This window comes from Paraburkholderia sp. SEWSISQ10-3 4 (assembly GCF_030464785.1).
GTDB classification, from domain to species: domain Bacteria; phylum Pseudomonadota; class Gammaproteobacteria; order Burkholderiales; family Burkholderiaceae; genus Paraburkholderia; species Paraburkholderia aspalathi.
In genome coordinates this window covers 54,752-72,066 of the sequence record NZ_JALPRI010000015.1, presented here as the reverse complement: position 1 = coordinate 72,066, position 17,315 = coordinate 54,752, and the positions used below count along the sequence as shown (strand labels likewise).

Here is a 17,315-nt window from a genome sequence, read left to right as displayed (position 1 = left end):
GACTGCCCTGGCGAGCAAGCGAATCGCTTTTACCAAACGCAGTACTTTTGCCTGATTTTTTACGAGGAGTTCTTCATTATGCGAATCGCTCAAATCGCTCCCTTGCACGAGGCGGTTCCTCCCAAGCTTTACGGCGGGACGGAACGCGTGGTGTCCTACCTGACCGAAGCGCTGGTTGAACAGGGCCATGACGTCACGCTTTTCGCAAGCGGCGATTCGCAAACCTCGGCGAAGCTCGAAGCGTTCTGGCCGCAGGCATTGCGCCTCGACCCGACCATCCGCGACGTGATGGCGCCGCACATGCTGCTGCTCGAAGAAGTGCGCCGCCGTGCGGACGAATTCGACGTGCTGCATTTCCACATCGACTACTACCCGTTCTCGCTGTTCGCCCGCCAGCCGGTGCCGTTCCTGACCACACTGCACGGCCGTCTCGATCTGCCGGAACTGCAGCCGATCTTCAACACGTTCAACGACGTGCCGGTGGTGTCGATTTCGGACAACCAGCGCATCCCGCTGCAACAGGCGAACTGGCTGCAAACCGTTTATCACGGCCTGCCGGAAAACGTGCTCACGCCGATCAAGGACGTCGAGCCGGGCTACCTCGCATTCCTTGGCCGCGTCTCGCCGGAGAAGGGTCTCGACCGTGCGATCCGCATCGCCGGCCAGGCAGGCATGAAGCTCAAGGTCGCCGCCAAGATCGACAAGGCCGATCGTGCCTATTACGAAGAAGTGATCAAGCCGCTGATGGCGCTCCCGCACGTCGAATACATTGGCGAAATCGGCGAAGCCGAAAAGCGTGAGTTCCTCGGCAACGCGCATGCACTGGTGTTCCCGATCGACTGGCCGGAGCCCTTCGGTCTGGTGATGATCGAAGCAATGGCTTGCGGTACGCCGGTGATCGCGTTCAACCGTGGTTCGGTGCCGGAAGTGATCGAAAACGGCGTGTCGGGTTTCGTCGTCGAAGACGAAATCAGCGCGGTCGCCGCAGTGAAGCGTCTGCACACGCTGCCGCGCGCCAAGGTGCGTGCCGCATTCGAATCGCGCTTCTCGTCGAAAGTGATGGCGCAGAACTACGTCGCCGCCTACGAAGAGTTGCTGCGTCAGAAGCATCGCACGGTGCTGCGCGAAGTTAACGCCAGCTGAGCGCCAGCTAAGTACGGTACGTAAAAGCAGCCAGACCGGCTGGCCGGGCGCGCACTTTCGGCGCCCAGTGATCGATGGTCCGGCTGCCCCAGCAACGCCCCGCGTGCATCTCGCCTGCGGGGCGTTGTTGCATGCGCGCCGCGATTTTGCGCGTATGCGGCAGAAAGTACGGTTTTGGGACCGGCAAGCATGAGCCTGTCTCGGTAATATCCCTATAATGGCCCTGCCGCAAATCTGGCTGCGGCGCCGTCGACGACAGGAGGATGCTTTGGCGAGAACGAAAGAGACGCGTGCGAACGCGGCGCCCGGCGCCGGAATGATTTTCGCGCTGCGCGCCATCGGTCTCGTGCTCCTCACTCGCTGGCTTTTTTCGATGGCGCAGATGGACCTGGGCGCGTCGTTGTCGGCGATGGTGTCTTCGCCGTGGGCGTGCATCAACCTGGTGTTCCTGTTCCTGCTGATCTTCCTGCCGGGCGCCCGCGCCGTGGCTGAGCGTCCGTTGCATCCGCTGCCGCAATGGTTGCGTCAGGCGGTGCGTCTGTTTGCTTTCCTCGGATTCCTGTTTGCTGTCTGGTCGGTCGGCGCGTTTGCGGCGAGCGCCGGTTGGCGGCGCGCCGCGCAGGCGGTGGCAGCCACCAACGGCTGGCTGTTAGCGGCACCGGCGTTGTACGCGGCGGTCGTGTGGATTTGCCGGCCGCGTGCGCTGTGGCGAACCAATATCGCCGCGCGACGCTTTGCGATCGGCCGCTATGCGGTCGCGCTCGATCCGGCCACACGCACGGTGGTCGTCTGGGCCGAGCGTCGCAAGGTAGGGCAGTACGACGCCCGCGAATTGTCCGTGCACTGGGCGGCGGCCCCTGGCATGAGCGCGCCGTCGGCGCCTGCTCCTGCGGTGGCGTTCGGTGTTGCCGGCGAGGCGGGTGGACCTGCGGCGCCGCTCGGTTCGGTCGGCGCGCCTGCGCTGGTGCGCGGCGGCTTCGGCCGACGTCCGAAAATCGAATTGCTGTGGGATTCGCCGGCTGCGGCGGGCCACAACCGGCAAACCGTGTTCCGCACCGCGCTGACTACCGAGGGCGATCGGGTCGCCGCGCGAGCGCTCGACACATCGTTGCGGCAAGTCTGAAACTGTCGCTTCGTTCGGTCAGCTACAACGCGCGGGTGAAGCAGACGTCGTAAAGTGCGGTAGTCGATAATAAGACATGTAAGAAAAAGTGCCGCCCGGCGTTTCAGTGGGCGAGTGAGAGATACATCGATCGTATTGCGTCGTTTGCAGGAGTCGCTATGCTGGTTCGCTGGTTGCTTGCCGCCCTTCATCTACTTGCTTATGGCTTTGCCCTCGCGTCGATTCTCCGGCGCACCTGGTCACTTCGGCGAGCCAGCGTGCCTGCTGCGCTGCGATCCGTATTCCGCTCCGACTCGCGCTGGGGTCTTTCGGCTTTAGTGCTGATCGTCACCGGTCTGATGCGCGTCTTCGGCGGTTTCGAAAAGGGCGCCGACTACTACCTGCATGAGCCGCTCTTTCACTTGAAGATGACGCTGCTCGTGCTGATCCTCATTCTCGAAGTCCCGACGATGCTCGGCCTGATGCGCTGGCGCGCCAGCATCAGAAAAGGCGCCACGCCTGATTTGCGAAAGGCGCGTACGTATGCGCGTTTCAGTGTGATCCAGACCGTGCTGCTGGTGTTGATGGTGTTCGCGGCGACCGGCATGGCGCGCGGCATCGGGCTGCCTGCGGGCGTGGTGTAGGCGTGCGTTAGGGGGCGAGCGCCTGCAGAAAGCGCCTGTTACGGCGGCTTCTGCAGGACGTCCCGCATGCTTCTTCTTAATTTACTTCTCGACGAGCAAGTCCGAATCATCGAGTCGATTCGCTTTCGCGGCATTGGTCTTGTGCGCGACCTCCGAATCGCCCAGGCCCTTGATCAACTCCAGCGCCTGACGTTCGAACAAGCGCCTGTACAAGCCATTCTCGAGTCTGATCAACGCCTCGTGACTGCCTTCCTCGATGACCTTGCCCTTGTCCAGCACCAGCAGTCTGTCCAGCGCTCGCACGGTGGAGAGGCGGTGCGCCACCACCAGCGTCGTGCGGCCCATCATCAGCCGTTCCATGGCCTGCTGGATCAGCACTTCGCTTTCGCTATCGAGGCTCGAAGTCGCTTCGTCCAGAATCAGGATCGGCGCGTCCGCGAGAAACGCCCGCGCGATCGCGACGCGCTGACGTTCACCACCCGAAAGCTTGATACCGCGCTCGCCCACCAGCGTGTCGTAGCCTTGAGGCAGCGCCGAGATAAAGCCGTGCGCACTCGCGAGCTTCGCGGCGCGTTCGATCTCGGCACGGCTCGCATCGGGCCGGGCATAGGCGATGTTCTCCGCCAAGGAGCGGTGAAACAGCACCGGCTCCTGCTGAACGATCGCGATCTGGCTGCGCAACGACGCCTGCCGCACACGGGCGATATCCTGACCGTCGATCGTGATCCGGCCTTCTGAAATGTCGTAGAGCCGCTGGATCAGCTTGATGAAAGTCGTCTTCCCCGAACCCGAATGTCCGACCAGTCCGACGCGTTCTCCTGGCGCGATGCGCACGGAGAAGTTGTCGTAGAGCGGCGTGGCCTTCGCACCGTAGTGGAAGGTAACGTGCTCGAAGCGAATTTCGCCTTTGCCGATCGCGATCGGGCCTGCGCCGGGGCGGTCTTCGATACCCAGCGGCTGGCTCTCGAGCGACACCAGTTCTTCCATGTCGTTCACCGAGCGCTGCAGGTTGCGGATGTGCATCCCTACGTCGCGCAGATAGCCTTGCAGCATGAAGAACATCGTCAGCGCGAAGGTGATGTCGCCGACACTCGCTTCGCCGCGCACCCACAACAGCAACGCGACGCCGAGAATGGCGGCCTGAATCGCCACCAGCATGCTGCCTTGCACGCCGCCGTTGATCGTGCCGCGAATCCACGTGCGGCGCGTGCGATGACGCCACTTGACGATCACGCGCTCGAGCAGGGCTTCTTCGCGATCTTCGGCGCCGAACGCTTTCACCACGCCGTTGCAACTGACCGCGTCGGCGAGGGCGCCACCCATGCGTGTGTCCCACGCGTTAGCGAGGCGCGCGGCGGGCGCAACGAAGCCGAGCGACAGCGCCACGGTCACCGCGATATACAGCACCGAACCGATACCGACAACCGCGCCCATCATCGGCCAGCGCCAGCCGAGCAGCACCGTTGCGCCGACCAGCATGACCAGCGACGGCAGCAACGCGACCAGCAACGTGTCGTTGAGCAGGTCGAGTGCCCACATGCCGCGCGTGATCTTGCGCACGGTGGATCCGGCGAAGCTGTTGGCATGCCAGTCTGTCGAAAAACGCTGCACGCGATGAAAGGCGTTGCCGGCGATCTCGCTCATCATCTTGAGCGTCAGCCTGATGAGGTTGAAGAACACGCCTTGACGAAGCAGCTCGGCGCCGAGCCCGAGCGCACCCAGCACGCAGAAGGCCGTGATCGCCGCGTGCCACGCGACGGCGTTACTGGCGGAGCCGGATGCGATCGCGTCGACGAGCCGTCCGGCGAACATCGGCGTGAGTACGTCGGCCAATGCCGAGAGCAGCACCAACGCCGCAGTGACGAAGATGCGCCAGGGCTGTTTGGCCCAGTGACGGAAGGTAAAGCCGAGGACGTCCTTGAAGGCTTGTCCACGAAAGTCGAGTTTTTTTCTAGTCATTTGCCACGACCCGGTGGCGCGTGAGCGCACCGAGGTTCCAGTCAAGAAGCGAAAGGAAGAGACAGTCAAGCGAGCCGCGCTGTGTTGACAGCAATGCCGGCAATGGGACTACGGACTGTCTGGGAATTGCGCGGAACGCCTGATCAGGCAGCACCGCGTGAGCGACAACGCGACAAACTTAAAGTCGCGAGAATGGTCGTGAGGCCATCCCAGGGAGAGCGATATGCACTGCGAACATGTGACGCCTCCCTGTAGTCGAATGAAGTGAAGGAATGGACGGGGCAAGTGCCCGAAAACTGACTATATCAGCAGTATTTGGCCGCCGCAATCGTACGGAAGTTCGGTGTTGACTTCGAAGCAGAGCGGGCGCAGATGCCTACCAACGTACGCGCACTTGAATCAAAAACAAAAAAGCCCTCGACTTTCGTCTAAGGGCTTTCTCTTGTGGTTCTTCGGGAACCAGCGAATCTGGTGGGTGGTACAGGGATTGAACCTGTGACCCCTGCCGTGTGAAGGCAGTGCTCTACCGCTGAGCTAACCACCCGAAGAGAGCCGAATTATGTCAGGGATTTTTCGACTCGTCTAGTACTTTTTAAGCGGTTTGCTCATCCGCAGCTTGAGCCGGAGCCGGTTCGAGACGCCACACGCTCGTGCCTTTGACCGCTTTGTCGAGACCGTCGAGCACGGCCTGATGTTCGGCGACTTCGTCGTCGCTCGCGGCGATCACGACCAGATTCAGCGAATCGATCGCGATGCGCGGTGCACTCGCATCGCCGCCACCGTGCGAATCGCCAAGCATGTCGATGACAAGGCTTTCCTGGCCGCGCGTCATCGCCAGATAAACCTCGGCAAGCAGTTCCGAGTCGAGCAGTGCGCCGTGCAAGGTGCGGTGTGCGTTGCTGATGCCGAAGCGGTCGCACAGCGCGTCGAGCGAATTGCGCTTGCCCGGGAACATCTGCTTGGCGCGCGCGAGCGTATCGATGATCTCGCCGCAGTAGGTTTTCACCGGCGGCAAACCTAGCAACGCAAATTCGGCATCGAGAAAGCCGATGTCGAACGGCGCGTTGTGAATGATCAGCTCCGCGTCCTGAATGAAGTCGCGAACCTGATCGGCAATCTCGGCGAACTTCGGCTTGTCGCTCAGAAACTCCGTGGTCAGCCCGTGGACCGCCAAAGCGCCCGGATCGCTTTCGCGTTCCGGGTTGATATAGAAATGCAGGTTGTTGCCCGTGAGCCGGCGGCTCACCATTTCGACGCAACCGAGTTCAAGGATCCGGTCGCCGGTTCGTGCATTCAGGCCGGTGGTTTCGGTGTCGAGGATGATTTGACGCATGTCGGATTAGCCTGCTCTAAAAAAATCAGCAAAAAAGAAGGGCGCGCGCGTAGGTGTCGCCGCGGGCGTCACGGCACGCGTCACATTTCCGCGAGTGACGCGACGCCGCGATTGGCCAGTTGATCCGCGCGTTCGTTTTCCGGGTGGCCATTGTGACCGCGCACCCAGCGCCATTCAATTTCGTGCTGCGCGACGAGCGCATCGAGCCGTTTCCAGAGATCGGCATTCTTCACCGGTTGCTTCGCGGCGGTGATCCAGCCTTTTTTCTTCCAGCCGTGAATCCATTCGCTGATGCCTTTCTGCACGTACTGCGAGTCGGTGTGCACGACGGCCTTGCAGGGGCGCTTGAGCGCCTCGAGCGCGCCGATCACGCCCATCAGTTCCATGCGATTGTTGGTGGTGTTGGGCTCACCGCCGAACAGTTCTTTTTCCTGATCGCCGAAGCGCAGCAGCGCGCCCCAGCCGCCAGGGCCGGGGTTGCCCTTGCAGGCGCCGTCGGTGTAAATATCGATGATGTCGGGAGTCATTGAGTGTGGTTGCGTGTGTTCGGAGTGGCGGCGGGCGCGAGGCCCGCGGCGAGGACAGGTTTCTTCACTTTCAGCGGGCCGATGAGGCGCATGCCACGCACGCGCTTGATCGCCTTGATCATGTAGGTGGCGCCGAAAATCGGCCACCAGCGGTCGCCGGCGGCTTCCATGAAGCCATAGCGGGACAGCCATTGTTCGCTGCCGAGCGGCGGACGATAGCAGCCGAAGCGCCCGCGTTCAAGGTCGAAACCCAGCAATTTGATCCAGTCTTTCAGGCGCGTGAAGGCGATCAGGTCGACTGCGGCGGGCACGAACGGCCGGCCGGTCATCTTGCCGACCGATTGGCGCGCGCCCCACAGCGACAGCGAATTGAAGCCGAGAATGATCAACTGCCCTTCGGGCATCAGCACGCGCTCCGCTTCGCGCAGCAGCCGGTGCGGGTCGCTCGTGAATTCCAGCGTATGCGGCATCACGATCAGGTCGACGCTTTGTGCTTCGAACGGCAAGTCGAGCAGATCGCACCAGACCGCGCTGCGCCCAGCGGGCGCAGGCAAACCCGCGGGCAGACCTTGCGCGGCGCTGTTACCCATGTTCTTGCCCGAGCCGTTCCCGGCGCGCCCGAGACCGCGTGGAAAAGTGTAGGGCGCACTCGCGCCGCTCGCTGCGTCGAGCACAAGCCCGCGGCACGGCATGCGGTTCTCGCGCAGGGCGTCGAGCTGCGGCAGGCCGAGTTGCAGCGCATGGTAACCGAACACGTCGGACACCACGCGATCGAGCTGGGTCTGTTCCCACTCGAGTACGTAGCGCCCGGGCGGCGAATCGGTCCAGGCAGGCCAGTCTATAATTGCTCGATCAGTCATATCAGAGAATGCGTCGCCTATGAATGCGCTCGAGTACGTACCGGTCCCGGCGTTTGAAGACAATTACATCTGGGTCGTTTCCGACGGGCATCATGCGGTGGTCGTCGATCCGGGTGAGGCCGCCCCCGTGCGCGCATATCTGGCGAAACGGGGTTGGCGGCTGAGCGCTATTTTACTCACCCACCATCACCAAGACCATGTCGGTGGGGTGGCCGATCTGCTGAACGGCCAGGCCGTTCCCGTGTACGGCCCCGCTGGTGAGGCGATCCAGCATCTCACGCATCGTCTTAAAAACGGCGATCACGTGACGATTGCGGCCCCCGCGCTCGAATTCAGCGTGCTCGACGTGCCTGGTCACACGAGCGGTCACATCGCCTATTTTCAGGCGGCCGACCCGCGCGGCACGCCGCACGTGTTTTGTGGCGACACGCTGTTCGCATGTGGCTGCGGCCGCTTGTTCGAAGGCACGCCCACGCAGATGCTGGCGTCGCTGGATTCGCTCGCCGCGCTGCCCGGCGCAACCGAGGTTCACTGCGCCCACGAGTACACCTTGTCGAACATCCGCTTCGCGCTCGCCTGCGAGCCGGGCAACGCCGAACTGCAAGCCTGGCGCGACACGGCGAGCGAATTGCGCGCGCGCCATGTGCCGACGCTGCCCACTACCATCGCCCACGAACGCGCCGTGAATCCGTTTTTACGCGCCGACAGTCCGGCGATTCGCGCCACCTTGCAGGAGCAGTTGCACGAAAAAGTGTCCGATCGTTTGGCGGCATTTACGCTGATGCGCGAATGGAAAAACCGCTTCCGTTGACCCGTTCAGCATCAGGGTATTGCTCACGCGAAGAATCGCAAAAATTCGCCAAGCCCAAGATTTCCTTGATATTTTTCGTAATTTTCCGATTGACGTAAACGTTGCCGTTTCGTACTATCGGCTGCAAATTCCAGCCCTTGTGGAAGCCGAGACGTTCATGCGATTTATCTTTAGTGCGTTGTTGGTCCTGACACTCGCCGCTTGCGCGAGTCAGGGACCGGCGACGAATAGCCCTACCACCGCAACAAACCCCGCCAGCCAGCAAGCCGTAGCCGACGCCCTTCGCAAGACAGCCACCGCCAAAGAGACGATCAACGTCGATCAAGGCTCGGTCAGTCAACTGACGAGCGCGGATGCCGATTTGTGGGGCCGTATTCGCCGTGGTTTTCAAATGCCGGATCTGCAAACCGACCTCGTCGACATGCAGGTCAACTGGTATGCGCAGCGCCCGGACTACGTGCAGCGCATGACCGAGCGCTCGCAGAAATACCTGTACCACATCGTCGAAGAGCTCGAGGCGCGCAATATGCCGACCGAGCTCGCGTTGCTGCCGTTCATCGAATCCGCGTATAGCCCGCAGGCGTTGTCGGTGGCGAAGGCCGCGGGCATGTGGCAGTTCATGCCGGGCACGGGCCGCACCTACAACCTCAAGCAGAACATGTGGCAGGACGAGCGCCGCGACGTGCTGGCTTCGACTAGCGCCGCGCTCGACTACCTGTCGCGTCTGCATGACATGTTCGGCGACTGGCAACTGGCGCTCGCCGCGTACAACTGGGGTGAGGGCAATGTGCAGCGCGCGATCGCGCGCAACGAAGCAGCGGGGCTGCCCACCGACTACCTCAGCCTGCGCATGCCGAACGAGACGCGCAACTACGTGCCCAAACTGCAGGCGGTGAAGAACATCGTGATGAACCCGCAGATGTACGGGCTCACGCTGCCGTCGATTCCAAATCACCCGTATTTCGTCACGGTCACGACTTCGCACGACATCGACGTGGACATGGCGGCGAAACTCGCCAATCTGTCGCCGGACGAATTCCGCTCGCTGAACCCGTCGTTCAGGAAGCCGGTGATTCTCGGCGCCACGCAGCCGCAAATCCTGCTGCCGTTCGATAACGCCAGCGCCTTCGAACGTAATCTGAAGGCCTATTCCGGCTCGCTGTCGTCCTGGACCACGTACACGGTCACGGAGCGTTCGGCACCGGCGGCTATCGCGCAAAAGATCGGTGTCGACGCCGACACGCTGATGGAAGTGAACAAGATTCCGGCCGGCATGCGTTTGAAACCGGGCTCCACGATCGTGGTGCCGCGTGGTTCGGACGACGACGAAGACATCAGCGCCGACGTCGCGGAAAGCGCCGTGCTCGCCATGGAGCCTGACGTTCCCGACACGCGCAAGATGCTGATCCGCGTGCGTCGCAATCAATCCATGGCCGCGATCGCAGTGCGTTACGGCGTTTCGATCGGTCAATTGAAAGCGTGGAATCGCACGCATCGCGATCAGGTTTCGCGCGGCCAGGTGATCGTGCTGCACGTGCCGGTCGGCAAGGCGATGCCGAGCGAACCGGGTCCCGAGCGCATCGCAACCGACGTGCAGGGCGGCGGCGTCGAGAAGATCGGCACCCGTGTCACAGACACGAAGAACGATTCGCGCTACGATAAGAAGAAGGGTCGTGGCCGTTCCGCCGTGGTGAAGGTATCTGATCCGGTGGTTAAAGCGAGCAAGCCGACAACGTCCGGCGCCACCAAGGGCAAGGTGACGAAGGTGTCGGCTTCCACGTCCAGCAAGGCGTCGAAGGCCGCGGCAGATAGCCGCCAGAAGACCGTGGCCAACGCGAAGAAGGGTAAGTAGACCAAAAAGCGGCTCCACGGTAGTGACCACATGCGTTGCGGGGGCAGCGCATGAATTGCGCTCCGATCACGCACCGTGTTATTCCGACGCCGTCACCTCAGGGTGACGGCGTTTTTCATTCTGCAGATCAAATCAGGCGAATTTCGCTCATTTCATTTATCGTTCGTGCTCAGGCCTTGTCGGCCGCTCTTTTCAAAGCTCATGTCGTCCACCCAGTTGCGCGTTTTCCTCCTGTTTTCTGCCGGTTACTTCGTTTCGTACCTGTTTCGCGGCGTCAATCTGGGCTTTGCGCCCTTCATCACGCACGATCTCGGCTTGTCGGCCACTGATCTCGGTTTGCTGACCAGTCTGTATTTCCTCGGCTTCGCGGGTGCGCAGATTCCGGCGGGTGTGTTGCTCGACCACTTCGGCGCGCGTCGGGTGACGGCGGCCACTCTGCTATTTGCCGCGCTGGGAATCTGGGTGTTCGGCGCGGCGCACGGCGTTGGCGCGATGATGATCGGGCGTCTGCTGATCGGCGTCGGCGTGTCCGTGTGTCTCGGCGCCGCCTTCAAGGCGTTGGCCCAGCATTTCGCGTCGGCACGGTTGCCGCTGATGAACGGGTTGGTGATGGCAATTGGCGGCTTCGGCGGCGTGATGGTCGGCTCGCCACTCACGTGGGTGCTGGGTTTCGCCAGTTGGCGCGCGGTCTGCGTTGGCTTGGGCTTGCTGACGGTTCTTGTGGCGGTCGCGCAGTGGACCCTCGCGCCGGACGCAAAGGAAACACATCACCAGGCAAGTCTCGGCGCCCAGTTCAAGGGCACTTTGCACATCCTGAAGAGCGCGGCATTCTGGAAGATCGCGTCGTTTTCAGTCGTGACGCAAGGTGTGTTCTACGCGATGCAATCGCTGTGGGTCGGCGCCTGGTTGCGCGACGTGCAGGGCTTCGAGCCGCGAGAAGCTGCCGCGCTGGTATCGATTCTCGGCTTCGCGATGATGGCCGGCTGTGTGGGCTTCGGCGCGGCGGCGCGCAGCCTCGAGCGGCGCGGTATCTCGCTGTACGTGTTTTGCGGCATCGGTATGGCGCTGTTCGTCGTGACCCAGCTGCTGATCATGTTCAATGCGCCGCTGCCCGCGAGCCTGCTGTGGGCCGCGTATGGGATCTTTGGCGGGACCGGGATTCTCAGCTACGCGGTGATGGCGCGGCACTTCCCGGCGCAGATGATCGGCCGGGTGAATACCACCCTGACGCTGATCATTTTTTTGCTGATTTTCGGCTTCCAGATTGGTGTTGGAGCGGTGCTGTCGCACTGGCCGGCCAGTGGCGGACACTATCCGGCCGCCGCACATCTGACCGCCTGGGGCATTCTGATGGCGCTGCAATTGTTAAGCGCGATCTGGTACGTATTGCCCGGCCGCGCAGAGCTTCAGCCGGCGCACGCGCACGCCGAGCGGCAGGTTTAAGGTCGTTATAGAGGGTTCGGCCGGCCGGGTCATATTTACCGGCGCTATCCCGATTCTGGCCCTCGCAAATTTTGTAGGCCGGCTTCTGAGCCATGCGCAGCAAGACTTCGACCCGTTTGGGAGGGCGCGCCGCTCTGCCGGCGCCCCATCTCGGATTTGGAGGGAAGGGTAGTTTCACGCTATAATTTCAAGGTTTGAGCTTATCAACCCGCACCCTAGCGCCTACCTCTCCCATACCGTTCATCCGCCGCGCGCTTTTGACGCCCCGCACCCAGCCGAGCCGTCCACACAATGGACCCATCGCGCCCCTTGCGACGTCGCTAGCAGTACGCGAGCGAGTCTGCGCGCGCATCCTTGCCGGTGCGTTTCGCTGCGGCTCGCAGTCGGATAGACAGGTCGGCAACAGGGTGTTCCCCAAGGAGTCTCCCGTGTTGCCGTCATTTTCTCCCGCTTTGCTCGCACTCGCCGACGGCACGGTCTTTCGTGGTTACTCGATCGGCGCCCCCGGGCATACGATCGGCGAAGTCGTGTTCAACACCGCTATCACCGGTTATCAGGAAATCCTGACCGACCCGAGCTACGCGCGCCAGATCGTGACCCTCACGTATCCGCACATCGGTAATGTCGGCGTGAATGCCGAAGACGTCGAAGCCACGAAAGTCCATGCCGCCGGCCTGATCATCCGTGATCTGCCGGTTCTCGCGTCGAACTTCCGCATGGAGCGCACGCTCCCGCAATACCTGAAGGACGAGGGCGTGGTCGCCATCGCCGGTCTCGACACCCGCATGCTGACGCGCGTGCTGCGCGACAAGGGCGCGCAGAACGGCGCCATTCTGGCCGGTTCGGATGACGAAGCGAAGGCAATCGAACTCGCGCGCTCGTTCCCGGGTTTGTCGGGCATGGACCTCGCGAAGGTCGTGTCGACCAAGGAAAGCTACGAATGGACCCAGACCGAATGGCGTCTGGGCACCGGATACGGCACGCAGAACGCGCCGAAGTACCGCGTGGTCGCGTTCGATTACGGCGTGAAGTACAACATTCTGCGCATGCTGGCTGAGCGCGGCTGCCACGTCACCGTGCTGCCGGCGCAAGCTTCCGCGGCTGACGCACTCGCGCTCAACCCGGACGGCGTGTTCCTGTCGAACGGCCCCGGCGATCCGGAACCGTGCGACTACGCAATCGCGGCGACCAAAGAGCTGATCGAGCGCGGCATTCCGACGTTCGGCATCTGTCTCGGCCACCAGATCATGGGCCTCGCGCTCGGCGCCAAGACCCTGAAGATGAAGACCGGCCACCACGGCGCGAACCATCCGGTGAAGGATCTCGAAGATGGCCGTGTCGTCATCACGTCGCAGAACCACGGTTTCGCGGTCGACGCCGACACGCTGCCGGCCAATGCCAAGGTCACGCACATCTCGCTGTTCGACGGCACGCTGCAAGGCTTCGCGCTGACCGACAAGCCGGCGTTCTGCTTCCAGGGCCATCCGGAAGCATCGCCCGGTCCGCACGACATCGCCTATCTGTTCGATCGCTTCACCGCGTTGATGGACACGAAGAAGGCCGGCAAGGCGACAGCGGCATAAGCAATAGAGTGTGAGGCGCCCAGGCGGCGCACGGCTCGCGGCGCGAACAGCGCCTCAGCGCACAAGCGCAGCGAGCCGCACACAACAGAGCGCGCGCAACGTATCAACGCAGCGCGCCGACGGAAAGAATTCAGGAATACATTAGCGAGAGCGTTATGCCCAAGCGGACAGACATTAAAAGCATCCTCATCATCGGCGCGGGTCCGATCATCATCGGCCAGGCGTGCGAGTTCGACTACTCGGGCGCACAGGCATGCAAGGCGCTGCGTGAGGAAGGCTACAAGGTCATTCTCGTCAACAGCAATCCGGCGACGATCATGACCGACCCGAACACGGCCGACGTCACCTACATCGAGCCGATCACGTGGGAAGTGGTGGAGCGCATCATCGCCAAGGAGCGTCCGGACGCGATCCTGCCGACGATGGGCGGCCAGACCGCGCTGAACTGCGCGCTCGATCTGCACGCGCACGGCGTGCTGGAGAAGTACAAGGTCGAGCTGATCGGCGCCTCGCCGGAAGCGATCGACAAGGCGGAAGACCGTCAGAAGTTCAAAGACGCGATGACCAAGATCGGCCTCGGTTCGGCCAAGTCGGGCACCGCGCATTCGATGGAAGAAGCACTGCAGGTGCAGGCCGACATCGCGACGCAAACGGGCAGCGGCGGTTATCCGGTCGTGATCCGTCCGTCGTTCACGTTGGGCGGTTCGGGCGGCGGTATCGCGTACAACCGCGACGAATTCGAAGAGATCTGCAAGCGCGGTCTCGACCTGTCGCCTACGCGTGAGCTGCTGATCGAAGAATCGCTGCTCGGCTGGAAAGAGTACGAGATGGAAGTGGTCCGCGACAAGAAGGACAACTGCATCATCGTTTGCTCGATCGAAAACCTGGACCCGATGGGCATCCACACCGGCGACTCGATCACCGTCGCGCCGGCGCAAACGCTCACGGACAAGGAATATCAGATCCTGCGTAACGCATCGCTCGCCGTGCTGCGCGAGATCGGCGTGGACACGGGCGGTTCTAACGTGCAGTTCTCGATCAATCCGAAAGATGGCCGGATGATTGTGATCGAAATGAACCCGCGCGTGTCGCGTTCGTCAGCATTGGCCTCGAAGGCGACTGGCTTCCCGATCGCGAAGGTTGCGGCAAAGCTGGCAGTCGGCTACACGCTGGACGAGTTGAAGAACGAAATCACCGGCGGCCAGACCCCGGCATCGTTCGAACCGACGATCGACTACGTCGTCACCAAGATTCCGCGTTTCGCATTCGAGAAATTCCGCGAAGCCGATGCGCGTCTGACCACGCAAATGAAGTCGGTCGGTGAAGTGATGGCAATCGGCCGCACCTTCCAGGAATCGTTCCAGAAGGCGCTGCGTGGCCTCGAAGTGGGCGTGGATGGTCTCGATGAAAAGACCAATAACCGCGACGAGATCATCCGCGAGATCGGCGAAGCCGGTCCGGATCGTATCTGGTATGTCGGCGACGCGTTCCGTGTCGGCATGACGGCCGAAGAGATCTTCGAAGAGACCTCGATCGACCCGTGGTTCCTCGCGCAGATCGAACAGATCATCCTGAAGGAAAAGGCGCTGGCCGGCCGTACGCTGGCAAGCCTGTCGAAGGAAGAGCTCAAGTATCTGAAGCAAAGCGGCTTCTCGGATCGCCGTTTGGCCAAGCTGCTCGGCGCGAAGCCGGCGGAAGTGCGCCAGCGCCGTATCGAGTTGAACGTGCGCCCGGTCTACAAGCGCGTCGACACGTGCGCGGCCGAATTCGCCACGAAAACCGCTTACATGTACTCGACCTACGAGGAAGAGTGCGAAACGAACCCCACGAACAACAAGAAGATCATGGTGTTGGGTGGCGGCCCGAACCGGATCGGCCAGGGTATCGAGTTCGACTACTGCTGCGTGCACGCTGCGCTCGCCATGCGCGAAGACGGCTACGAAACGATCATGGTCAACTGCAACCCTGAAACGGTTTCGACCGACTACGACACGTCCGATCGTCTGTACTTCGAATCGCTGACGCTCGAAGACGTGCTCGAAATCGTCGACAAGGAAAAGCCGGTTGGCGTGATCGTGCAGTACGGCGGTCAGACGCCGCTGAAGCTCGCACTCGATCTCGAAGCGAACGGTGTGCCGATCGTCGGCACGTCGCCGGACATGATCGACGCCGCCGAAGACCGCGAGCGTTTCCAGAAGCTGCTGCAGGACCTTGGCCTGCGTCAGCCGCCGAACCGCACCGCGCGTGCTGAAGACGAAGCACTCAAGCTTGCTGAAGAAATCGGCTACCCGCTGGTGGTGCGTCCGTCGTACGTGCTGGGTGGCCGCGCCATGGAAATCGTCCACGAGCCGCGTGACCTCGAGCGCTATATGCGCGAGGCCGTGAAGGTCTCGAACGATTCACCGGTGCTGCTCGACCGCTTCCTGAACGACGCGATCGAATGCGACGTGGATTGCATCTCGGATGGCGAAGCCGTGTTCATCGGCGGCGTGATGGAGCACATCGAACAGGCAGGCGTTCACTCGGGCGACTCGGCTTGCTCGCTGCCGCCGTACTCGCTGTCGAAGGAAACGATTGCCGAGCTGAAGCGTCAGACCGGCGCAATGGCCAAGGCGCTGAACGTGATTGGCCTGATGAACGTGCAGTTCGCGATTCAACAAGTGCCGCAGGCGGATGGTTCGAAAGAGGACGTGATCTACGTGCTCGAAGTAAATCCGCGTGCTTCGCGTACCGTGCCGTATGTCTCGAAGGCGACCAGCCTGCCGCTCGCCAAGATCGCCGCGCGCGCGATGGTCGGCCAGACGCTCGCGCAACAGGGCGTGACAAAGGAAATCGATCCGCCGTACTTCAGCGTGAAGGAAGCCGTATTCCCGTTCGTCAAGTTCCCGGCAGTCGATCCGGTGCTCGGACCGGAAATGCGCTCCACCGGTGAAGTGATGGGCGTGGGTCAAACGTTCGGCGAAGCGCTGTTCAAGTCGCAGCTCGCCGCAGGGTCGCGTCTGCCGGAGTCGGGCACGGTGCTCCTGACCGTGATGGATGCCGACAAGCCGAAGGCCGTCGAAGTCGCGCGCATGCTGCACGAACTCGGCTATCCGATCGTCGCGACCAAGGGCACGGCAGCCGCAATCGAAGCGGCCGGTGTGCCGGTCAAGGTCGTCAACAAGGTGAAGGACGGCCGGCCGCACATCGTCGACATGATCAAGAACGGTGAAATCGCGCTGGTCTTCACGACCGTCGACGAAACCCGTGCCGCGATCGCCGACTCGCGTTCGATCCGCATGAGCGCGCAGGCGAACAAGGTCACGTACTACACGACGATGTCGGGCGCACGGGCCGCGGTTGAAGGTTTGCGCTATTTGAAGGACCTGGAAGTCTATGATTTACAAGGTCTTCACGCTCGCCTAAACTAAGGCTTCGAATACCTGTCCAAGATGTAAGTGCCGCGGTTAAGCGGCGTTCCGCAGGTGCTGGGTCCCGGGCTTTGTCCGGCGCTCTGGCCCCCGCGGAATGCACTTAACCGCGGTGATTTTTTTTACGGCTGTTTTTTGCATAGAGTTGTTTATGAGCACTGTTCCATTGACTAAGCGCGGCGCGGAAATGTTGCGCGATGAATTGCAGCGCCTGAAATCGGTTGAGCGTCCCTCGGTGATCAATTCGATCGCGGAAGCGCGTGCCCAGGGCGATCTGTCGGAAAACGCGGAATACGACGCGGCGAAGGAAAAGCAGGGCTTCATCGAAGGCCGTATTGCCGAAATCGAATCGAAGCTGGCCGGAGCGCAGGTGATCGACCCGGCGGCGGTCGAAGCGGACGGGCGCGTGGTGTTCGGCGCGACGCTCGAACTCGAAGACCTCGATTCGGGTGCAAAGGTCAAATACCAGATCGTCGGCGACGATGAAGCGGACATCGACCACGGTCTGATCTCGATCAGCTCGCCGATCGCGCGCGCATTGATCGGCAAGTCGGAAGGCGACGTTGCATCGGTGCAGGCGCCGGGCGGCGTGCGCGAGTACGAAATCATCGCGGTTAGCTACGTTTGAAGGCGGCCCCGGTGTCCTTG

The 17,315-nt window shown here is 62.0% G+C and carries 13 protein-coding genes and 1 tRNA gene; 9 read left to right on the top strand and 5 right to left on the bottom strand.

Features of this window, described 5'->3' with window-relative positions; all coding sequences use genetic code 11:
* Positions 1 to 78: 78 nt before the first annotated feature.
* The 3 genes from M0D68_RS24555 to M0D68_RS24545 all read left to right on the top strand — a co-directional run bounded on the left by M0D68_RS24555 (position 79) and on the right by M0D68_RS24545 (position 2,889).
* Positions 79 to 1,143, top strand: a complete 1,065-nt coding sequence (locus tag M0D68_RS24555; RefSeq protein ID WP_266225630.1) for a glycosyltransferase family 4 protein — start codon at positions 79 to 81, stop codon at positions 1,141 to 1,143.
* A gap of 268 nt (positions 1,144 to 1,411) precedes the next feature.
* The gene (locus tag M0D68_RS24550) at positions 1,412 to 2,266 is read left to right on the top strand and encodes a hypothetical protein (RefSeq protein WP_266225629.1); all 855 of its coding nucleotides are present in this window, start codon (positions 1,412 to 1,414) and stop codon (positions 2,264 to 2,266) included.
* 158 nt (positions 2,267 to 2,424) lie between these two features.
* Entirely contained in the window at positions 2,425 to 2,889 is a 465-nt protein-coding gene (locus M0D68_RS24545) for a DUF2214 family protein (protein ID WP_211702264.1), read from the top strand.
* 81 nt (positions 2,890 to 2,970) lie between these two features.
* On the opposite strand, the gene M0D68_RS24540 is transcribed toward M0D68_RS24545, so the two are convergent.
* The 5 genes from M0D68_RS24540 to M0D68_RS24520 form a co-directional block, all read right to left on the bottom strand.
* Positions 2,971 to 4,848, bottom strand: coding sequence for an ABC transporter ATP-binding protein (locus M0D68_RS24540; RefSeq protein ID WP_093640394.1), 1,878 nt, complete (start codon positions 4,846 to 4,848; stop codon positions 2,971 to 2,973).
* 469 nt (positions 4,849 to 5,317) lie between these two features.
* Positions 5,318 to 5,392: transfer RNA gene (locus tag M0D68_RS24535), tRNA-Val, on the bottom strand.
* Between the two features lie 48 nt (positions 5,393 to 5,440).
* A complete protein-coding gene (gene dnaQ / locus M0D68_RS24530; RefSeq protein ID WP_266225627.1) occupies positions 5,441 to 6,181 on the bottom strand; it encodes a DNA polymerase III subunit epsilon in 741 nt (246 codons plus the stop codon).
* Positions 6,182 to 6,261: 80 nt separating this feature from the next.
* The gene (rnhA, locus tag M0D68_RS24525; RefSeq protein WP_093640388.1) at positions 6,262 to 6,708 is read right to left on the bottom strand and encodes a ribonuclease HI; all 447 of its coding nucleotides are present in this window, start codon (positions 6,706 to 6,708) and stop codon (positions 6,262 to 6,264) included.
* On the bottom strand, positions 6,705 to 7,568 hold the full coding sequence (locus M0D68_RS24520; protein WP_266225625.1) for a class I SAM-dependent methyltransferase: 864 nt from the start codon (positions 7,566 to 7,568) through the stop codon (positions 6,705 to 6,707). The genes rnhA and M0D68_RS24520 overlap by 4 nt, the downstream gene beginning before the upstream one ends.
* 19 nt (positions 7,569 to 7,587) lie before the next feature.
* On the opposite strand from M0D68_RS24520, the gene gloB reads away from it, so the two are divergent.
* The 6 genes from gloB (at position 7,588) to greA (ending at position 17,295) form a co-directional block, all read left to right on the top strand.
* Positions 7,588 to 8,379, top strand: coding sequence for a hydroxyacylglutathione hydrolase (gene gloB, locus M0D68_RS24515; protein ID WP_093640382.1), 792 nt, complete (start codon positions 7,588 to 7,590; stop codon positions 8,377 to 8,379).
* Positions 8,380 to 8,536: 157 nt separating this feature from the next.
* Entirely contained in the window at positions 8,537 to 10,231 is a 1,695-nt protein-coding gene (locus M0D68_RS24510; protein ID WP_200618396.1) for a transglycosylase SLT domain-containing protein, read from the top strand.
* A 201-nt stretch (positions 10,232 to 10,432) separates the two neighbouring features.
* Positions 10,433 to 11,674 (top strand): nitrate/nitrite transporter, encoded by a 1,242-nt coding sequence (locus M0D68_RS24505; RefSeq protein WP_200653107.1) that lies wholly within the window; start codon positions 10,433 to 10,435, stop codon positions 11,672 to 11,674.
* A gap of 428 nt (positions 11,675 to 12,102) precedes the next feature.
* Positions 12,103 to 13,257: a glutamine-hydrolyzing carbamoyl-phosphate synthase small subunit gene (gene carA, locus M0D68_RS24500; RefSeq protein WP_054036255.1), complete on the top strand. Its 1,155-nt coding sequence runs from the start codon at positions 12,103 to 12,105 to the stop codon at positions 13,255 to 13,257.
* Between the two features lie 155 nt (positions 13,258 to 13,412).
* Positions 13,413 to 16,667 (top strand): carbamoyl-phosphate synthase large subunit, encoded by a 3,255-nt coding sequence (gene carB / locus M0D68_RS24495; protein WP_266225624.1) that lies wholly within the window; start codon positions 13,413 to 13,415, stop codon positions 16,665 to 16,667.
* A gap of 151 nt (positions 16,668 to 16,818) precedes the next feature.
* Positions 16,819 to 17,295 (top strand): transcription elongation factor GreA, encoded by a 477-nt coding sequence (gene greA, locus M0D68_RS24490; RefSeq protein ID WP_054036257.1) that lies wholly within the window; start codon positions 16,819 to 16,821, stop codon positions 17,293 to 17,295.
* The last annotated feature ends 20 nt before the right edge of the window (positions 17,296 to 17,315 follow it).